Origin of the sequence: Butyrivibrio sp. Su6 (assembly GCF_900108105.1) — a bacterium.
Classification (GTDB): domain Bacteria; phylum Bacillota; class Clostridia; order Lachnospirales; family Lachnospiraceae; genus Butyrivibrio.
In genome coordinates, this window is sequence record NZ_FNUR01000003.1 from 317,967 (window position 1) to 337,843 (window position 19,877).

Genomic DNA, 19,877 nt, shown 5'->3' on the forward strand with positions numbered 1-19,877 from the left:
ATTTAACTATTATAGTGATTTACTCATTTGAGGCTTTTAAGTATTATTCCTCTTCTTTGCGTCTCTTGGTAGCCATAAGTGTTATAGCCACTGCTGCCGCAATGATTATTGCAAAGAGCCTTGCTGCATCGTTTGTAGAATCTTCTGTCTTTGCTCTTCTTGCTCCGAGAACTGCTGCCTGGTTTGCTGCTCTCTGTGCTCCAAGTACTGCAGGATCAGGTGTTCCTGTAAGTAATGGTGCCGGTGCTGGTGCTACCGGTGCTGGTGCAGGTGCTGTTGGAGTAGGTGTGTCATCGATAGGTGTAGGTGTTGGATCCGGTGTTGGATCTGGAGTTGGTGTAGGTGTTGGTGTAGGTGTCGGAGGAACTACAGCATCACTTACTGTAAGTTTTCCGTAAACCCTGGTTACTACGTAGTTCTTTTCAAGGTTTGTGTTACCGGCTCCGATAACATCGAATGTATTATCGCTTTCGCCAACCTCTATCTGTCTTCCTGTAATATTGTATCCAACTGCGTCGCCTTCGCCCCATGCCCTGTCTGTTGTGATCTCACTGTTAGTAAGAGCTGTTCCATCATAAGTCTTGCTTGCGCTTCCTGATGTTACTGTGATAGGCATTGGAGTGATAGTAAGAGTTCCTTCCTTCTTGGTAGCTTCTGCAAACTGATCTGTTACATCATTTCCGGCTTCATCAAGAATTACCATGTCGCCGCTGATAGTAAGTGGATACTTGCCTGCATCTCTTTCTGCTACATCTACTGAAAGTCCGGTTACTTTGTATGTTACTCCATCGATCGTGATATTAGGATCTGAAGAAGTTCCATCTGCTGCTCCTGCTGATATTGGTGTAATAATTCCGCTTAAGAAGTTTACTACTCTGTTAACAGCTGCTGCCGCTGCGTTTACACTCTTGCCGCCTTCTGCGTGATATCCGAATCCGCTGTAAACCTGGCCTGTGTATGGTCTTTCAACATCATCAGTTATAAGTGTTACAAGGAATTTCTCTCCTTCTCCTCTGTCATTGATCTTCAGATAACCATCAACTATTTCGAAGGTTGCCTTGAAGTTTTCATCAGTATTTGTGAACTGCTCGGCCTTAAGTCCCATGTTGTATGTTCCAACAAGTGTTCCTTTTGCAAGTGCCTGGCCTGTCATATTAACCTTTGAAAGCTGGTACAGATCGTTATTAGCATTAGCTGTGTATCCTGTTACCTCCTTCTCTTTTCCATCGTAGGTCTCTTCCTTGGTATTACCTGTTACAGTAATTACTACTTCCAGAGGAGTTATTGTAACGAATCCATCTTTTCCAATTACGAATGTAACATCATTGAAGTTAGTATCTGTGTTTTCGAATAATCCGGCATCCAGGTTCATTGGAGTTGTTCCAACGTCTGTGCGCTGAGCTGTGGCTTCTCCCTTGTAGAGTACGCTGTCTGCGCTGTAAAGCTCGTTGTCAGCTTTTGCCTCATATCCTTCTGCAGCCTGCGCACTTCCGTTATATACGTAAGTGTTGTTATTTCCTGTGATCGTTACTGTTACTGCTATTGGATTGATAGTAATGTATCCGTCTGTTACTACAAAGGTTACTTTCTCAAAGTTCTCACTTATGTTAGTGAAATCTTCTTTTGTAAGTCCCATGTTGGTTGTTCCGGCATCAATCCTTGTTACACTGTCATTTCCTTCGAAAGTGAAATCTTTTTCTGTGTAAAGGGGATCGCTTGCTGTAAATGTATAGCCGGATACTTCATGCTCGGTTCCGTCGTAGTCAAAGGTGTTATGGTTACCTGTAACTGTTACTACAACCTCTCCAGCAGGAACAATCGTGATATAACCATCAACAATCTTAAACTCTACAGTTTCAAAGTTTTTAGTATTCAGGTTAACGAACATCTCAGGCTTAAGTTCCATGTTGGTTGTGCCAGCTTCAGTTCTTTTAGCTACTGCTGTTCCGTCAAATCTAAAGTCGCTTCTCTTGTAGAGTGGAGTGCTGTATGTGATACTCTCAAATCCGCTTACTTCATGCTCTGCTCCGTCATAGGTTACTGCATCGTGATTACCAACTATCGTTACTGTCGCCTTGATAGGAGTAATCTTAAGCCAGCCATCCTTTACTACAAATTCTACATTTGCGAAGTTATCGCTTGTGTTGGAGAACTGCTCTATTGCAAGTCCCATCTGGTATGTATCAGCATCTGTTCCTGCTGCCCTGGCAGTTCCTTTAAATTCTATGCTGTCCTGTGTATAAAGAGCGTTGTTACTTGCAAATGTGTAGCCGGTTACTTCCCACTCACTTCCGTTATAAGGCTTTGTTAATGTGTTACCTGTAATTGTAACTGTTACCTTTTCTGTTACAGGAGTGATCTCCATCTCTCCGTCAGTTACTTTAAATGTTACAGCGAAGTTTGTATTTGTGTTAGTGAACTGATCTATGGCAAGTCCCATACCTGTCGTTCCAACTTCAGTTCTGGTTGCTGTTGCATCTCCGCTAAATGTAAAGTAATTTGCTGTGTAAAGAGGATTGCTGATTGCCTTTACATCATATCCTTTTACTGTGTGTGCTGCGCCATCGTAAACCTCAGAACCCTTGTGGCCTTCAATTGTAACTGTTACGCTGATAGGATTGATTGTTATTGCACCATCATCAGCTAATTCAAAAGTTACATTCTCGAAGTTTGCATTTGTATTGGTGAACTTATCTATGGCAAGTCCCATGTCAGTTGTTCCAACTTCAGTTCTCTTTGCTGTTGCATCTCCGCTGAATGTGAAGTCATTTGCAGTGTACAGAGAATTACTGGTTGCCACATCATATCCCGTTACGCTCTGCTCTTGGCCATTATAGTCGTAAGATTCTTTATGACCTGTGATGGTCACTGTTACACTTACAGGATTGATGGTTACAGATCCATCTGTTACATTAAAGGTTACTGTTTTGAAGTTACTGTTTGTATTCTCGAACTGTTCAGCTGCAAGTCCCATATTAGTTGTTCCTGCATCAGTCCTTGCTGCTGTAGCAGAACCTTTAAATGTGAAGTCAGATTCTTTGTAAAGAGGGTTGCTTATCGCTACTTCGTAGCCTGTTGCGCTATGCTCTTCACCATCATAATCATAAGATTCTTTGTTACCTGTGATAGTAACCGTTACACTGATTGGATTAACTGTTACATAACCATCTGTTACATTAAAGGTTACTTTTTTGAAGTTACTGTTTGTATTCTCGAACTGTTCAGCTGCAAGTCCCATATTAGTTGTTCCTGCATCAGTCCTTGCTGCTGTAGCAGAACCTGAGAATGTGAAATCATTTTCTGTATAAAGATCACTGCTGATTTTCCAATCATATCCTTCCGCTGTATGCTCAGTTCCATCGTAATCTGCAACGTTCTTGTGACCTGTGATTGTTACAACAACTTCATCAACCGGTGTAATCGTCTGATATCCATCAGTTACCATAAAGGTTACAGTTCCGAAATTAGAGTTTGTGTTTGTGAACTGCTCTGGCTTCAGGCCCATATTTGTTGTGCCTTCATCAGTTCTTTTAGCTTCTGCAGTGCCTGAGAATGTGAAGTCAGCTTCTGTATAAAGAGGACTACTGCTTTCCACATCATAGCCGATAACTGTATGCTCTGTTCCATCAAACTCATCAACACTATGGTGACCTGTGATAGTTACTGTAACATCCTTTGGAGTAATTGCCTGATAACCATCAGTTACAGTGAAGGATACTGTATAGTTAGTACTTGTTGCCGAAAACTGTGATGCATCAAGTCCCATATATTTTGTGCCAACTTCTTTTTGTGTTGCACTTGCTTCTCCGGTAAAAGATATGCTATTTACATCAAATGCCTGGTTATCTGCTACTGCTGTGTAACCTGTTACTTTATGATCTTCACCATCATAAACTATTGTGCTGTTGTTACCTGTAATTGTTACCGTTACAGCTATAGGATCAATCTTTAACCATCCATCTGTTACTACATATGATACCTTATCAAAAGAAGTATTGGTTGTAGTAAAGCTGTCTCGTGTTAATCCCATATTGTATGTATTTACATCAGTTCCTTTTGCATATGCTGCTACACCTTCTTTTAGTTTTACGTCAGAAGGAGCAAATCCGCTTCCACTGTATGGCTGACCGCCAACCATATAGGATATGTCAGTTACTTCAAATCCACTGACTTCATATTCAGTACCGCTATAATTTTCAGTCTTGGTATTTCCTTTAATTGTTACTACTACTTCAATTTCAGGTTTCCATACTGCATAAAGTATGTTTGCAGAAGAATTGCCCGGATTGTCCTCATTGTCAGCAATTATGTACTCTGCGCCAAATCCTATGCTTACTACCTGAGCATTGGCCTGTGTCTGATCTGTGTTCCATCCAAGAAGCTTATATCCTTCTCTTGTAAAGTGTGCGACAGCCTCATCATATGTCCAAGCTGTAACTGCTTCATTTACGTGAAGAGGATGATTGTCATCTCCTGTTGTAGAAATTGTAACCGCACTGCCATTTCCACCATTTGGATGATATGTAAAGCTTGTTCTGAGTTCCTCTTCAGATAAACCTGTATCAACATATTTTGCTCTAAGTTTCACATAATTGCCGGCAGCATCTGTTGCTATAAGCGTATCCTCTATCACGAAACTACTATTTGGATAAAGGAGCTTAGTAGCATTTCCGTTCTTATCAAGAAGTTCCCAACCTATGAAAGTCTTCTTAGGAGGATTTGTCTTTGGAGGCGCTGCTACAACTACAGTTGAATCTCCTGCATACTGATTACTATCAGGTTCATCAGATATAAGGGTTCCGCCGTTTGCGTCATATTTGACCTTAACTGTACCTGTCTTTCTCCACTTAGCATAGAGATTAACATCACTGGTAACATGTCCGTAGTCATAGGGCTGATCCGTTTCTTTATCAAACCATCCTACGAGATCATAGCCCGCTCTACTAAAGTTATTCATTATAGCGTTTTTATCAATTATTGCGCCATAATATGGTCTAAACTCTGTAGCCTGATTATTTGATACCTGAACCTGTGAATATCCACCGGTTGTGTTGTAATCCTTATCGCCATCAACGTTAAGGTCAAGCTTAGCAGTAAATCTCTGTTTAACCCATACTACATATAATATTATGTCATCACTTGCCGGCATTGGAGTTGTCCAGTCTACTTCCTGATTTCCCTGAGGATCTGCAAAAATACCTACTCCGCCGCCAGATCCAGCCTTTGCCATATAGCCTTCAGGTGCAGAAAGTGCGTCGGCTGCGGCAACAACGCTTTCCTTCGCATTTCCAATAGGTGCTTCATATAAAAGTGTATATTTTGGTTCAAGGTATGTTGCTGAAACATCAATCGGATCGCCTGTCACAGGATCAATACCGTAAATTGTATGTGCGAGAGTGAACTTATAGCTTTTTCTCATATAGCGAACGTATAGATTTCTGCTGTATCCGGTCGATTGTCCTGCGCTTGTATTGGTCCAGCTTACTCCGTTTGTTGAATATTGGACTACTTCAAATCCGGTATATTTATTTGTAAAATTAAATGTGGCATTTCCACCCTCGGACTTTGTTTCGTTTGCAACTATTGTATATCCACCATTCAAGTCCTGTTTGATATGCTGAATTATATAATTACCTGATGTATCCTCATTGCTATAATAAGTAATAGTATATCCTGTATACCCTGTCGGTGGAATGAAAGCATCCAGGAATGTGGTATGTGTTCCGTCAATACTATCTCTATGCCACACTCTCTCTGCCGGCCACGTATACCCATTTGAAGCAAGTGTTGATCCGAAAAGTCCTTTCATCTCAGATATAGCCGGATAATCAACCCACCTACCACCACTTCTTATTTTAAAATACAATGTAACTACTTCTCTGTCGTAATAAATATTTACAACAGTTGTTCCTTTAGCAACAATCGTATTTCCGTCAGAACTGTTTTTATTTACTACTTCCCAGGTCGGTGTTCGCTTAAATCCTGTATAGCTCTTACTAAGATCATTTCCAAGCATCCCGGCGGTTATAGTATCACCCGCATTATAGTCTGATATAACTCTGCTGTCTTCATAATCATATGTCTTGCCCTCAGAAATAGGACTGTCAACTTTCTGCTTCCATATGATCACTGTAAAACTTGCCTTGCCCGGAGTCCACTTTGCATAAAGCGTGATATTTTCTGTTATTGTTGTATTCCAGTCAAACAGATTTGTGCATGCAGCTTCTTTGTACCATCCACCGAATACATACCCGCTTCTTGTAGGAGCAGTCGGCTGAGTTGCCTTATAATTAGTTTCCTCGGTTACATAAATAGGTGATGTGAAAGAAGCACCGCCACCTGTTCCGCCGTCATTCTCGTTAAAGTTAATCCAGTATGCACTGATTATCTCCGCATTAAGGATACTATTCTTTGGTTTGGAAATATCAATCCGTGTTCCATAGGCAAATACTTCACCTTCAGAATTCTTCCAGCCCTTAAAGGCCTGTTCAGCATGTTCAGGTGTAACTAAAACATTAAGTGTTACATATGCACTTCCATCATTCTCTGCTTCTTTCTCAAGAGTCTGTTCAACTACTCCTCCAATACCTCTAAGAGTAGAGTAATAGGTTGTAATTATTTTGGCTTTAACTGTAATTGTCTCTGTTACAGATACTTCTTTTTCGCCAAAAGTAACTTCACCGTCTTCTGTAAACCACCCTTTAAAAACCTGATCCTTCGTAATATTTGGAATTCCCGGATTATTAAGTATCTCACCGTCTTTTACTCTCTGCTCAGATACAACATCCCAGTTCTCAGTTTCAATGTTGTAAACCTTGAAAACATATGTTGCAACAGCCTTTTCATTGCCGTTTTCAACACCCGCAAGAACATAAACAGAGAAAGAATCAGCATCAAATTCTGCACCGTCGGAACTTGCTGGTGCGATTTCTTCTGCATTTCCTTCATCATCCTTATGAACTACGCTGAATGACTCGCCTTCAAGTTCCTTAGAAAGTGAAATTGATACTCGTACTGACTTTGAATCTGCGGGCTCGATTTCATTTCCATCTTCGTCATAAAATGAAATATCAACACCCTTTGCAGACTTTGCATTTTCTCCTAGAGCATCTTTAGCTGCGTCAAGCGCTTCTGCATCAGATATAGCTCTTACTTTCATCGTGGTTCCTTTAGGGAACACACCTTCATCTGCGCTTACAAAAACATCCATGCCACCGGCACTTCCTGTAAAATCCTTGGCCGGCATGTCATCTTTTTTCTCTTCTTTTACTTTCTTTTCAAATACTGCTGTAAAGCTGGTGTCTTCCTCAATATCTTTAGGAACTATAGTGTTATCTGTAGTAACTATAGCGCCGTCACTATCTTTCCATCCTTTAAACTCATACTCTTCACTGTCAGCTGTGGCTGTTGATCCCTCAAACTTTGCTTCCTCATCATTAAGATCAACTGTCTCTTCATCTCTTGAGATACTTCCGCCTTCAGTAACATAGTATTTTACAGTTACAAGGTTCTCTTCTTTTTCTTTCTCTTCTTCCTCTACTGAAGCAAGCGAAGATGCTGCAACTGCTGCTTCTTCAGGAATAGGTTCCCAAAGAGATGAGCTTTCTGTAGCTGCAGCTGTGGTTTCAGTTGCTGCAGGAACTTCTTCTTTTTTCTCCTCTTTTGGTTCTTCCTTCGGTTCTTCCGTAGCTATCTCTGCAGTAGCTTCTGCTACTTCTTCATTCTCAGCGATAGGATCTGTAGTTTCAGGCTCTTCGTTTTGTTCTTCATTCTGCTCTTCATTCTGTTCCTGAGCATCGTCGCCTGATTCTTCATTTCCATCTTCATGAGATTCTTCTTCAGAGTTGTCTTCTTCAGAACCTTCTTCTTCGGAATCATCCTCACCTGAAGACTCTTCCTGTTCCTCTACGGATTCTTCAGTTTCTTCTCCATCAGCATGAACTCGAACACTTGCAAAATCACTGTTAAAAGTGGTTGTCACAAGTGCGAATGCTAGAAGAATAGCTAAAAATCGGTTCCATTTTCTCAACATAAGCATTTCCTCCCTCATAAAGATTTGCTTTTGTGTTTGGGCGTTTGTTGCCGGTTAATAGTTTTCGTTTTTGGTTTGTTTTTGGTTACTAAATTTTGGGTTCGATTTCTTGACTTTACTTTCCAGACACTTCTTTGACCTGTAATTCAGATACAGCCTTGGTTGCATCATCTATGAGCCTTAGCAGTTCCAGTGCGCTTCTGAAATGCTGCATCTTGTTTTCATCGGCCCAGATGACTCTGCCCTGCCAAGTGCCGTTCTGACAGTTAGAGATCTTAACAATGAATGTTTGTTTATCATGTCTTTGTTCCATAGGCATCTCCTCTCTTGTACGAGTTTAGAGTCTATCTCTAAAGATATGATTTTCTCTGATAGTCTTATTGTAAAAAAACGTCAATCATTTCCCCCATCATAAAGGGAATGATTGACGTCGCTTTCCGCTTAACATTTGATTAAAATTATAAAGAAATCTTAAAGAAGTTAGAAAAAGCCCATAAAATGGGCTTTTGTATAATCGATTAACCACTCGTTAACCAAGGGCTTTATTTTTTGTTTAGAATTTTGTGTATTCACTGCTCACCAACGTATTCAAAGCTCATACCATCATCATGTGATACATACAGTCCTGATGGGTGTTTGCCAAGTTCTTCGCTGTAATAATCCCCTGACCATGGGCTCTGACCTGCAAGCATATATAAACTGCCATCTTCAAGCCACACCTTTTCCGGTATTACAAAAGGATTGTAAATTGTTCCATCTGAAAGTTTGACCTTTGCAGAGGGATAATTTATCTGGGTAAAAGACTTTCCTCCGTCTTCAGTTCTGTAAAGAAGCGCATCATCACCGCCGTTATAAGACAGGCAGGAAAATCCAAGGTTCGAATCATCGATGAATGTTATCCATTCTGCCTGACCACCGAAGCCATTGTAGGGATCACGATTTACCATGACCGGTGTTTTTTCTCCTTTTTGATAAGCAACAAGGGAGTAGTAACTGCTGCCACCTGCTCTGTCCACAAGAAGCATGCCATATGTTACTCCGTCCTTCGTTGTATAGGAGCACTCCGGCTCAACAGACGGGAAAAATTCATCGCTCCCATCATCCACAAACTCAAGCATTCCATAGGCTTTATGTTTTGGATAATCTGCTGATGTCAGCTTTTTATCCACAAAGTCATATATCGCTTCGTACAAAGGATCGTGATCATATCCAACACTGATGTATGGCGATGGATCAAATGAATCAGAAATGGATGGCATAGCAAAAACAATCTCTTTGTATAACCAGGGTGCATCTTCATAGGGAACTCTTTCAAGGCAGGACTCAAGCCACTGACAGATATTCTCACAAAACCAGGTCATATCCTGCATCCCATTCTCATCGATTATGGGAACCTGAACTCTTCCGATACTGTTTTCAGTGCATGCTTTTTCTTGCCAATAAAGGCCTCTTTGAAACCTTTCAGGAAAAGTATCTTCTGTGACTGCAATGAAATCATTTAAGTACTGATACTCTTTTTTAATCTGCTCAGAAATCTCACCTGAATCATCTCCGGTAGCAGCCGTAATATCCACTCCTGTATTGTCTTTAAAACCATTAACATACGAATAGAATATTCCCTCTGCTACAGAATCTGCTGAATCTCCTATATCATGCTCAAGCCTTCTGTAAAAAAAGCTGCTCTTTGACCATACAGAATAGTCACATCCTCCATAGCCATCTTCAGTTTTTATCAGGTACAGGTTGCTTTTTTGAAGCACCACATGTCCATAGTTGTAATCAAAGGCCAGATATAACCAACTTCCCGCCAAAAAAATAATTGCAAGACATGTGACCCCAAGGCTGGCGCACCGTAAAATGGTCTTCCCGGGATTTGCTACATCTTTTAACACTTTGATCCAAATGATAGCGCAGATGATAACGAGCACAATCTGCCATATGACAACCAGCCACATTCCTGCATCATTGCACCATCTATGCAGTTTCCTAATATCAGTCTCTCCCTGCTTTAATACCACAAAAAATATCGTCAGTGCGCATAGAATTCCCATCAGCACTGACGATATTATTATCCACTTTTTCCCCTTATCCATAACGTTTTACTCCCGGTTGTTATATTAGCTCTTTTTCATAGCACAAAAAGTCCTGATCATACATGTGACACTCGCCTACTACATTATAGCCAAATATAGCATAGCACTTAATTGCCTTCACGTTATACTTATTTACAAGAAAATGAACACTCTTGTAGCCTCGTTCCTTCAATGCTTCCATCCCGTGCTGCATCATTTTTCTGGCAAGTCCCCTATTCTGCATAGAAGGTGTAACTGCAATTCTGGCCAGTTCTCCACCTGGGAAAATATCTCTGTTCCAGCACACAAGATTGTCTACATCCTCATCCACTTCTAACGATATCGCTGCAATGACCTTTCCGTCCGCTTTCATAACAAACAGAGCATCTCGGGACAGATCAAAATCAATAGTCTCATTTGACGGGTAATCTTCATCCCATGGACAAAACTCCCTGCCCTTCTGCTCCTCGTACAAATCCAATATCTGCTGCCTATCCTGCTCAGACGCAAGTACTATATTATAATCCATTAAATCTGCCCTCCTCCAAATATATTTTCGTCGTTAAAACTCTCATGTATTATCTTTTTATATACCAAGTATAGCCATCGAAAATAAGCTCCTGCTCCTTATCTTTAAAAATCAGAGATAAAGTATCCTTCATCCAGCTCCTGACCTGTAATTCAACCATCTCACCACTTTCAATCTTGGCATTAACATTGGACTGTATCATCATAAAGTCTATAAAGTCATCCAAACTAAAGGAATGAATGAGTTCATAGTTAATCTGCTTATACATTTTTAATCCGTTTATTAAATCTGCATCAGTCCAGATATTCTCTTTACGCGGTGGCTTGGGGAATCGTTTCAAATACTCGTCTTGATACCACCTTGTATATTCAGGAACATTTTTCATTTTATCTGTAATCCAGAAATCATAAATTATAATAAAACACTCATTCTTGGTCACTTCGATAAGGTTTTCCATAAATTTCTTTTCATCAACCCAATTGACCATTCCTGCGGCTGATACAACATCATACTTTTCATCAGGTATCAAAGTATCTTCTGCCCCCGCAGTATAAAAACTATATGCTTCGTCTGATCCATATAATTCATTGCAGACCTCTACCATTGATTCTGCGATATCTGTACCTGTCACATGTCTACATATAGTCTTAAGCGCTTTAGTTGACAGCCCTGCACCACAGCCAACATCAAGTCCATTACTTAACATATAATCTTCGGGCAAATCACAATCTTTTCTAAACCTGTCAATTACACCTTTGTGTAACCAAGGTCTTTTTGCATACCCCTCCGCAATTCTATGCGAATCAAATGATTTATTGTTCATACTTATACTTCCCCCAAGGTACTTTTTCCTGCTCCATTTAGTCCACAAATAATAATTCGCATAGTGATTTACGTCACCAGCGCTTCATGTTCTTTTGAAACTTGTTTGTGTAAGTATCTTTTAACTCCTTTGCAGTTATTCCATAGCAAAGAAGCACATCGTTATAGTACATTAGGACATCTGCAAGCTCTTCTATCAGATGCTCACGCTCAGGGTTATCCGCATTAGACGCTTCAGGGCCATACTTCTTCACTATATCAATGACTTCTCCAACTTCACCAATCATCCACAGCAGCTTACTCTTCCCAACTTCCGGAGAAATACCTTCCCACTTATCCTTGTACTTCTCCTGTAAAGCTCTCTGCATATCAAGCATTTCATTTATACCAAAATCTGACATAATTCTCCCCTTAACACTTTCTTGTAAGTAAAATCACTTCTCCATTCCTATAGTTCACTCGCTCTTTATCTGCTTTGAAACCCACATTCTTCATTATTCTAATCAAAGTATGCATAAAGAAGCCATGTGTGACTACAGCACAATCCTCATTATGCTTTATTATCATGTTCACAAACTGCTCAGCTCTCTTAGAAGTCTGCTTCCTGCCTTCAGGTTGTCTTTTATTTCCGGTCAGCCATTGCAGCCTTCCTAAAACATTCCAGACCCCCAACGGCAAACGTATTGCTATATCAAATCCTGAATGAAGCGGAACCTCATTTAGCAGTGCTGTCCTATTGAAAGCCTCTTCTCCAAATATCTTTTCTGCAGTTTGTAGAGTCCTGTCCAAATCGCTAATATAAACTTTTTGAATATCATCGTTCACTGTATCTACAGATGCCTTATCAATTGGAGCTTTGTCATATAACGCACACTGCTCATCAAACTCAGCAGATGTGCACCACTTTTTCCAATCATGAAGTACTTTTCCATGCCTAATTATCATTACTCTCATAGAATAGCTGCCATTCCCCAATATCTCCCGATATTATAGTTTTAAAACTGCAATTAATTCTTCTCCGTCCACATCCCCGGTTTCTACAAATCCAATAGACTCATAAAGAGCTTTTGCCACCTTATTCTCCGGTTCATATGAAAGCCAACAGTATTCAGCCTTTCCACATGGAAATGTCCTAATAAATTCGAGCGCAAGTTCTATTGCTATTCTGCCATAGCCCTTTTGCTGATATCTCTTATCTATCATCAGCCGCCAAAGATTATAGTTGTTGTTTGCAATTGCTGGAGCATCGTCCCAATAATCATCTTTGTCATATCCGATCATGACAAATCCAACCAGAATATCCTCATCATAGATGCCAAAAGGGAAAGCATAACCATTATTTGTGATGGTTGTATAAGCCTCAATGATACTAACGTCATTAGAAGCAACAAATTCTCTCTGGTCTTCATTAACAGATAGTTTTAATATATCCCAAACATTTTTTCCATTTATCTTCTCAAGTCTTAACATATAGTCTCTTCCTTCTAACTAATTTCCCAGTAGTATAGTTATAGCTTTTTCAACATCTTTTGTAGTAAGGCCAACCTCAGCATCTGTCCTTACCTGATGTTTTTCAATCTCACTATTATGAAGTTCAAGATCATCAAGTACTACCCAATTTGCAGAGGGATTATCTTTTAACCACAAAAGAATTTCATCAGCTTTAACCAGGCTAAACTTCTTGGTCTTTCTTATCTCTTCCGTAGTTAAGTCTGGTGTTACTCCTGCAATCGTAATGCCTGCTTCCTTCATTGTGTTAGCCAAAAAATCTGCTTCCGTCCTTAATGGTTTCATCGTTTCATCAAACCAAAATCTCCAGCCAGAATGAAGAATTATCTTAGCATTAGTTCTTTTCACAAGGCTTCCAAGTAACTTTACAGCCTCAAAATCAATATATTTGCCATTACTAATCTCACGTTGATGTTCGTTGTCCCAAAACTTCGATTTAAGGACTCCATCCACATCAAGGAATATTACATTGCTCATAATACAATCCCTTACTAACGTTTTTATGAAAAAATTCCTGTCACCATTATGGTGTATGCCCATAAATAGGCATTTTCAGCCGTTTATAAATTCATCTGCTTCAAACAGTATTCTTCTTGGAGCCTCATATTCCAACAGATGTAATGCATCTTCAAGTTTCAATCTTTTGATAGTTTTCACTTCTTGTGGCCTTACAATCCTAGGCTCCTGATTTTTATTTTCTGCAAGAAAGTACACAATCTGCCTCTTTATGGTTGGTCTCTCGGCAGGTACATATTCACTAACTTTTCTAAAACCTGATATCAATTTTAGATCAAGTCCCGTTTCTTCCAAAATCTCTCGAATTGCTGTTTGTTCCTCAGATTCACCAATTTCAATATGGCCTTTCGGAAAACTATAAAATCCAGACGTTTCCTCAACTAAAAAATATTCTGTGTGACCATCTATTATCGAATAAACTACAGCACCACATGATTTTTCCGGAATTATTTTGGATTCTTGCAAAAATCTAATGCACTTTTCATCAAAAGAACCTGCAAGAACTGAAAGCTCATCTAATGAGCAGTCATTAAAGTACTTGCCGTTGGCAGGACAAATCGTTACAACATCAAGCGGATTACCTCTATGTTTCCTGTTAACATTTGGTTCATTAGATATGTAAAAATCGTCATCAGGTACTTCTGTAGTATATTCTTTTCCATCTATCAGCAGAACCAATCCTGTAATATAACGTGCCTTCAGCCTTCCTCCGTATCTTGCAGCCAGATTACTATAATGCTCAATCATTTCCTCTTCCGATAATGTCTTACCTTTTACCCTGCGCACAAATAATCCTGGCTGCGCATCTGCAGGAATATCATCTACATAGAGCCCTGAATCTGCTGCTAATGTCGGAAGTCCTGTTTTTTCATAATACGCCATTGCCTTTAATCTGGCATTTTCTATAGGAGTACTGCCTGATTCATCGACATCTATATGAATTCCCAGGTCTTTAGGAGTAATAATCTCTACATCATATCCCGTGAGTCTGTATCTCATATTACATATTTTGGATTCATTCCCTGTAGCATATAACAATTGCATATTTCAAATACCTTTCTCACAAGCTTATTCATCACCCTTGCATCCACTCAGCGATCAATACGATTTAATATTATTTCAACATTGGTAGCCACTTCGGCAGTTCCATCTATACTAATCACAGGACAAGTTAAATCATTCAGCCAACCTTTTACATGATCATCAGATCTAGCCTCGACCATTTTAAAGAAATGTTCTTCACTCTCGTAAAGGTCTCCCCCTGGTAACATACGATTTCCAAATTTGTCATTGGATCTTTTTCTTACTCTTGCCATTCTAATCTCTTTGGGTATATCAATGTATACTGCCATATCGAATAGTTTTTCTATCTGCTCACTGTAATTACCACGAACTGATGCAAGTACAACATCATCGTTTTCTTCCAAGTCTTTGAGTAACAGCACTGCTACTTCTTCCTCTGTCCTCTGAACACTGTATTCATATTTATCATCTGTTTTCGGGAAATAATAATCTTCGATATCTCTGAATTCATAATGAAGCTGCCCTGCCAGTGCTCTCCCCAAAGTACTTTTACCAGCTCCATTTAAACCACAAATAATGATACGCATAGTCTTTTACTCCCCCAAATATACTCAATACGTTTCTTTATTGTACGAAAAAAGAGCCCCAAGCACAAGGCTTGAAGCTCTTTATAAACTCTGTGTTTATGCAATCCGATAAGAATTACTCAACGATTGTAGCAACCTTACCTGATCCAACTGTACGTCCACCCTCACGGATAGCGAACTTAAGACCCTGCTCCATAGCGATTGGGTGAATAAGCTCGATGCTCATTGTTACGTGGTCACCAGGCATGCACATCTCAACACCTTCTGGAAGGTTGCAGACACCTGTAACGTCAGTTGTTCTGAAGTAGAACTGTGGTCTGTAGTTTGTGAAGAAAGGAGTATGACGGCCACCCTCGTCCTTTGTAAGAACGTAAACCTCAGCAGTGAACTTTGTATGGCAAGTTACTGTACCAGGCTTTGTGATAACCTGTCCTCTCTGGATACCATCACGGTCAACACCACGAAGAAGAAGACCAACGTTGTCACCAGCTTCGCAGTAATCCATTGTCTTACGGAACATCTCGATACCTGTTACAACAGACTTAGATGTCTCTTCCTTGATACCAACGATTTCGATTTCTTCGTTAAGGTTAAGTGAACCTCTCTCTACTCTACCAGTAGCAACTGTTCCACGTCCTGTGATTGTGAATACGTCCTCAACAGGCATAAGGAAAGGCTTGTCGTTCTCACGAGTAGGTTCAGGAATGTATGAATCAACTGTATCCATAAGTTCCATGATCTTATCGCCCCACTCAGACTTAGGATCTTCAAGAGCCTTAAGAGCTGAACCACGAATGATAGGTGTATCATCTCCAGGGAACTCATACTCTGTAAGAAGGTCTCTGATCTCCATCTCAACGAGGTCAAGAAGCTCAGGATCGTCAACCATATCGCACTTGTTCATGAATACGATGATGTAAGGTACACCAACCTGACGTGAAAGAAGAACGTGCTCCTTTGTCTGAGCCATAACACCATCAGTAGCAGCAACAACAAGGATTGATCCATCCATCTGAGCTGCACCTGTGATCATGTTCTTAACGTAGTCAGCGTGGCCTGGGCAGTCAACGTGAGCATAGTGTCTCTTCTCTGTCTCGTACTCGATGTGAGCAGAGTTGATTGTGATTCCTCTTTCCTTCTCTTCAGGAGCCTTATCGATCTGATCGAATGCTACTGCAGGGCTGAATCCTCTATCAGCAAGTACTGCTGTGATAGCAGCTGTAAGAGTTGTCTTACCATGGTCAACGTGACCGATTGTACCAATGTTAACGTGTGGTTTGGTTCTGTCAAACTTAGCTTTTGCCATTTCTAAATATCCTCCTTAGTGAAATGTTAATAAACATTTACATACATAATTTAACCGACTATATCGATTATATTAAATGTTTGCCGCTAAATCAAGCAAAAAACTTGATTTAGTCAGCATACATTTACTTTTTTTCATCAATTGCCCTTGTTAGAAAGGACTTTCTCCTGAACATTCTTAGGAACTGGAGCGTACTTCTCAAAGAACATTGAGTAGTTACCACGTCCCTGTGTTCTAGAACGAAGGTCTGTAGCGTATCCGAACATCTCAGCAAGAGGCACATGTGCTCTTACGATCTTTCCGCCGCCGAGATCATCCATACCTTCAACCTGTCCACGACGAGAGTTAACGTCACCGATAACATCTCCCATGTACTCTTCAGGCATAGTAACCTCAACCTTCATGATAGGCTCAAGAAGTACAGGAGCACCCTTAGCCATAGCATCCTTGAATGCCATAGATCCAGCGATGTGGAATGCCATTTCTGATGAGTCTACTTCGTGGTAAGATCCATCATAAACTGTAGCATGAACACCAACTACTGGATATCCGCCAAGTGTACCAGCCTTCATAGCCTCTTCGATACCTTCGCTGATTGGCTGGATGAATTCCTTAGGAATAGCACCACCAACAACTTCGCTATCAAACTGGTAAAGGTTGTCACCGTTAGCATCCATAGGCTCGAAACGAACCTTACAGTGTCCGTACTGACCACGTCCACCGGACTGCTTAGCATACTTAGACTCAACGTCTACAGCCTTTGTAAGAGCTTCTCTATAAGCAACCTGAGGAGCACCTACGTTAGCCTCAACCTTATACTCTCTAAGAAGTCTATCAACGATGATATCAAGGTGAAGCTCACCCATACCAGCGATGATTGTCTGACCTGTTTCAGGGTTTGTATGAGCTCTGAATGTAGGATCTTCTTCAGCAAGCTTCATAAGAGCCTCATCAAGTTTCTGCTGACCAGCCTTAGTCTTAGGCTCGATAGCAAGCTCGATAACAGGATCAGGGAATTCCATAGACTCAAGGATAACTGGGTTCTTCTCATCGCAGAGTGTATCACCAGTTACTGTATTCTTAAGACCTACTGCTGCAGCGATATCACCTGAATATACTTTATCAAGGTCAGAACGCTTATTAGCATGCATCTGAAGAATACGTCCAAGACGTTCCTTGTTGTCTTTTGTACTGTTAAGTACATATGATCCAGAATTAGCTGTACCACGATATACACGGAAGAATGCAAGCTTTCCTACGAATGGATCGCTGACAATCTTGAATGCAAGAGCTGCGAATGGGCCATCATCTGTTGACTCAACCTCAACTTCATTGCCATCCATATCTGTACCCTTACAAGCAGGGATATCAAGTGGTGAAGGCATGAACTCGATAACAGCATCGATAAGTTTCTGGATACCTCTGTTCTTGTGGGCAGAACCACAGCAAACAGGGAATGCCTTACATTCGCAAGTTGCCTTACGAAGTGCAGCCTTAAGAGCATCTACAGAAGGCTCATTACCTTCAAGGTACTCCATCATAAGATCTTCATCAAGATCGCAGATCTTCTCAACGAGCTCTGAGTGATAAAGCTCAGCATCATCCTTAAGATCAGCAGGGATCTCACCAATAGTAACATCCTCACCCTTATCATCATTGTAGATGTAAGCCTGCATCTCGAACAGGTCAATGATACCCTGGAACTGATCCTCAGCTCCGATAGGAATCTCGATCATGATAGCGTTCTTTTTAAGTCTGTTACGGATCTGCTCAACAGCTCCGAAATAGTTTGCTCCGATGATATCCATCTTGTTGATGAATGCCATACGAGGAACATTAAATCCATCAGCCTGACGCCAAACGTTCTCAGACTGTGGCTCAACGCCTTCTTTTGCGCTGAATACACCTACAGCGCCATCAAGTACACGAAGTGATCTCTCAACCTCAACAGTAAAGTCAACGTGACCAGGAGTATCAATAATGTTGATACGGTGCTCAAGAGCGCCTGGTTTAACTTTACCATTCTGCTGAAGTGTCCAGTGGCAAGTTGTAGCTGCAGATGTGATTGTGATACCTCTTTCCTGCTCCTGTTCCATCCAGTCCATGGTAGCAGTACCTTCGTAAGTCTCACCAATCTTATAGTTTACACCGGTATAATAAAGGATACGCTCTGTAAGAGTTGTCTTACCAGCGTCGATATGAGCCATAATACCGATGTTTCTGGTTCTCTCCAATGGGTATTGTCTATCAGCCAAAGGTTCTTCCTCCTAAATAAATATAAACGAAACTCTCACCAATAGATTAGAATCTGTAGTGTGAGAATGCCTTGTTTGCCTCTGCCATCTTGTGCATGTCTTCTTTTCTCTTTACAGCTGCACCAGTATTGTTGTATGCATCCATAATCTCTGAAGCAAGTCTATCTACCATAGTCTTCTCGCCTCTAGCACGTGAGAAAGTTACAAGCCAACGAAGTGCGAGAGCCTGACGTCTGTCTGGTCTAACCTCGATAGGTACCTGATATGTAGCACCACCAATACGTCTAGCCTTAACCTCGAGAGCAGGCATGATGTTATTCATAGCTCCCTCGAAAATTTCAAGAGCAGGCTTACCAGCCTTCTCCTCTACCTGTGCGAATGCACCATATACGATTTTCTGAGCAACGCCCTTCTTACCATCAAGCATTACCTGGTTAACAAGCTTAGTAACAACCTTGTTATCGTATAAAGGATCCGCTAATACGTCACGTTTTACAATATGTCCTTTACGCGGCACGGTTCTTCCCTCCTTTAGAATTGCAATGATCAGTAAAGCTCACTGCTTACTATAAATCATCGGTACTCACTAATTTAGTGTACGTGCGGTATATTTACTACTTTATATATCTGTATATATAGAATAGAACACCAACACTTTTAAAAAATTAGATTTGTTAATAGATTACTTTGACGCCTTTGGTCTCTTAGCGCCGTACTTTGAACGAGCCTGTTTTCTGTCGGCTACACCTGCTGTATCAAGAGTACCTCTGATGATGTGGTATCTTGTACCAGGTAAATCCTTAACTCTTCCACCACGGATAAGAACAACGCTGTGCTCCTGAAGGTTGTGTCCCTCACCAGGAATATAGCTTGTTACCTCGATGCCGTTTGAAAGACGTACTCTGGCGATTTTTCTCAGAGCAGAGTTAGGCTTTTTAGGGGTTGCAGTCTTAACAGCTGTACAAACACCACGCTTCTGTGGAGAAGCTGTTGCAGTAGCTTTCTTGTGTAAAGAATTGAAGCCTTTCTGCAAAGCAGGTGCTGTAGACTTCTTAACAGATGTCTGACGACCCTTTCTAACTAACTGGTTAAATGTTGGCATTCTTTTTACCTCCTATTTTGATAAAAACACTTGGGCGAATACACCCTAAATATATGCATATAGCAAAGGGGCATAGTATCCCCTTTGCTTACACACGCAATTATGAATTATAAATACTATTATT

Annotated in this window: 15 protein-coding genes; all 15 read right to left on the reverse strand. The window is 40.7% G+C overall.

Features of this window, described 5'->3' with window-relative positions; genetic code table 11:
* Window positions 1-43: 43 nt before the first annotated feature.
* The 15 genes from C4S54_RS05545 to rpsL all read right to left on the reverse strand — a co-directional run bounded on the left by C4S54_RS05545 (window position 44) and on the right by rpsL (window position 19,753).
* Window positions 44-8,032: an InlB B-repeat-containing protein gene (locus C4S54_RS05545; protein ID WP_103868642.1), complete on the reverse strand. Its 7,989-nt coding sequence runs from the start codon at window positions 8,030-8,032 to the stop codon at window positions 44-46.
* Window positions 8,033-8,147: 115 nt separating this feature from the next.
* Window positions 8,148-8,345 (reverse strand): hypothetical protein, encoded by a 198-nt coding sequence (locus tag C4S54_RS05550; RefSeq protein ID WP_103868643.1) that lies wholly within the window; start codon window positions 8,343-8,345, stop codon window positions 8,148-8,150.
* Between the two features lie 256 nt (window positions 8,346-8,601).
* Window positions 8,602-10,125 (reverse strand): hypothetical protein, encoded by a 1,524-nt coding sequence (locus C4S54_RS05555; RefSeq protein ID WP_103868644.1) that lies wholly within the window; start codon window positions 10,123-10,125, stop codon window positions 8,602-8,604.
* 19 nt (window positions 10,126-10,144) lie between these two features.
* Window positions 10,145-10,633, reverse strand: coding sequence for a GNAT family N-acetyltransferase (locus C4S54_RS05560; protein ID WP_103868645.1), 489 nt, complete (start codon window positions 10,631-10,633; stop codon window positions 10,145-10,147).
* 49 nt (window positions 10,634-10,682) lie between these two features.
* Window positions 10,683-11,456: a class I SAM-dependent methyltransferase gene (locus C4S54_RS05565; protein WP_103868646.1), complete on the reverse strand. Its 774-nt coding sequence runs from the start codon at window positions 11,454-11,456 to the stop codon at window positions 10,683-10,685.
* A gap of 73 nt (window positions 11,457-11,529) precedes the next feature.
* Window positions 11,530-11,856 carry a MazG nucleotide pyrophosphohydrolase domain-containing protein gene (locus C4S54_RS05570; protein WP_103868647.1) on the reverse strand — a complete coding sequence of 109 codons (327 nt, stop codon included), beginning with the start codon at window positions 11,854-11,856 and terminating at the stop codon, window positions 11,530-11,532.
* 10 nt (window positions 11,857-11,866) lie between these two features.
* Entirely contained in the window at window positions 11,867-12,409 is a 543-nt protein-coding gene (locus tag C4S54_RS05575; RefSeq protein ID WP_103868648.1) for a phosphoglycerate mutase family protein, read from the reverse strand.
* Window positions 12,410-12,442: 33 nt separating this feature from the next.
* Window positions 12,443-12,925 (reverse strand): GNAT family N-acetyltransferase, encoded by a 483-nt coding sequence (locus C4S54_RS05580; RefSeq protein WP_103868649.1) that lies wholly within the window; start codon window positions 12,923-12,925, stop codon window positions 12,443-12,445.
* A gap of 18 nt (window positions 12,926-12,943) precedes the next feature.
* Window positions 12,944-13,441, reverse strand: coding sequence for an HAD domain-containing protein (locus C4S54_RS05585; protein ID WP_103868650.1), 498 nt, complete (start codon window positions 13,439-13,441; stop codon window positions 12,944-12,946).
* A 75-nt stretch (window positions 13,442-13,516) separates the two neighbouring features.
* Window positions 13,517-14,518: a non-canonical purine NTP pyrophosphatase gene (locus C4S54_RS05590; RefSeq protein ID WP_160110689.1), complete on the reverse strand. Its 1,002-nt coding sequence runs from the start codon at window positions 14,516-14,518 to the stop codon at window positions 13,517-13,519.
* 53 nt (window positions 14,519-14,571) lie between these two features.
* On the reverse strand, window positions 14,572-15,090 hold the full coding sequence (locus tag C4S54_RS05595; RefSeq protein WP_103868652.1) for an AAA family ATPase: 519 nt from the start codon (window positions 15,088-15,090) through the stop codon (window positions 14,572-14,574).
* A gap of 115 nt (window positions 15,091-15,205) precedes the next feature.
* Entirely contained in the window at window positions 15,206-16,396 is a 1,191-nt protein-coding gene (tuf, locus tag C4S54_RS05600; protein WP_103868653.1) for an elongation factor Tu, read from the reverse strand.
* A 137-nt stretch (window positions 16,397-16,533) separates the two neighbouring features.
* Window positions 16,534-18,651, reverse strand: a complete 2,118-nt coding sequence (gene fusA / locus C4S54_RS05605) for an elongation factor G (protein WP_022774680.1) — start codon at window positions 18,649-18,651, stop codon at window positions 16,534-16,536.
* 46 nt (window positions 18,652-18,697) lie between these two features.
* The gene (rpsG, locus tag C4S54_RS05610; protein ID WP_022774679.1) at window positions 18,698-19,168 is read right to left on the reverse strand and encodes a 30S ribosomal protein S7; all 471 of its coding nucleotides are present in this window, start codon (window positions 19,166-19,168) and stop codon (window positions 18,698-18,700) included.
* 165 nt (window positions 19,169-19,333) lie between these two features.
* Window positions 19,334-19,753 carry a 30S ribosomal protein S12 gene (rpsL, locus tag C4S54_RS05615; RefSeq protein ID WP_013281753.1) on the reverse strand — a complete coding sequence of 140 codons (420 nt, stop codon included), beginning with the start codon at window positions 19,751-19,753 and terminating at the stop codon, window positions 19,334-19,336.
* Between the last annotated feature and the right edge of the window lie 124 nt (window positions 19,754-19,877).

Coding starts and splice junctions, on each gene's coding strand:
- C4S54_RS05545 (WP_103868642.1), bottom strand. CDS start 8,032: ATGTTGAGAAAATGGAACCGATTTTTAGCTATTCTTCTAGCATTCGCA.
- C4S54_RS05550 (WP_103868643.1), bottom strand. CDS start 8,345: ATGGAACAAAGACATGATAAACAAACATTCATTGTTAAGATCTCTAAC.
- C4S54_RS05555 (WP_103868644.1), bottom strand. CDS start 10,125: ATGGATAAGGGGAAAAAGTGGATAATAATATCGTCAGTGCTGATGGGA.
- C4S54_RS05560 (WP_103868645.1), bottom strand. CDS start 10,633: ATGGATTATAATATAGTACTTGCGTCTGAGCAGGATAGGCAGCAGATA.
- C4S54_RS05565 (WP_103868646.1), bottom strand. CDS start 11,456: ATGAACAATAAATCATTTGATTCGCATAGAATTGCGGAGGGGTATGCA.
- C4S54_RS05570 (WP_103868647.1), bottom strand. CDS start 11,856: ATGTCAGATTTTGGTATAAATGAAATGCTTGATATGCAGAGAGCTTTA.
- C4S54_RS05575 (WP_103868648.1), bottom strand. CDS start 12,409: ATGAGAGTAATGATAATTAGGCATGGAAAAGTACTTCATGATTGGAAA.
- C4S54_RS05580 (WP_103868649.1), bottom strand. CDS start 12,925: ATGTTAAGACTTGAGAAGATAAATGGAAAAAATGTTTGGGATATATTA.
- C4S54_RS05585 (WP_103868650.1), bottom strand. CDS start 13,441: ATGAGCAATGTAATATTCCTTGATGTGGATGGAGTCCTTAAATCGAAG.
- C4S54_RS05595 (WP_103868652.1), bottom strand. CDS start 15,090: ATGCGTATCATTATTTGTGGTTTAAATGGAGCTGGTAAAAGTACTTTG.
- tuf (WP_103868653.1), bottom strand. CDS start 16,396: ATGGCAAAAGCTAAGTTTGACAGAACCAAACCACACGTTAACATTGGT.
- rpsL (WP_013281753.1), bottom strand. CDS start 19,753: ATGCCAACATTTAACCAGTTAGTTAGAAAGGGTCGTCAGACATCTGTT.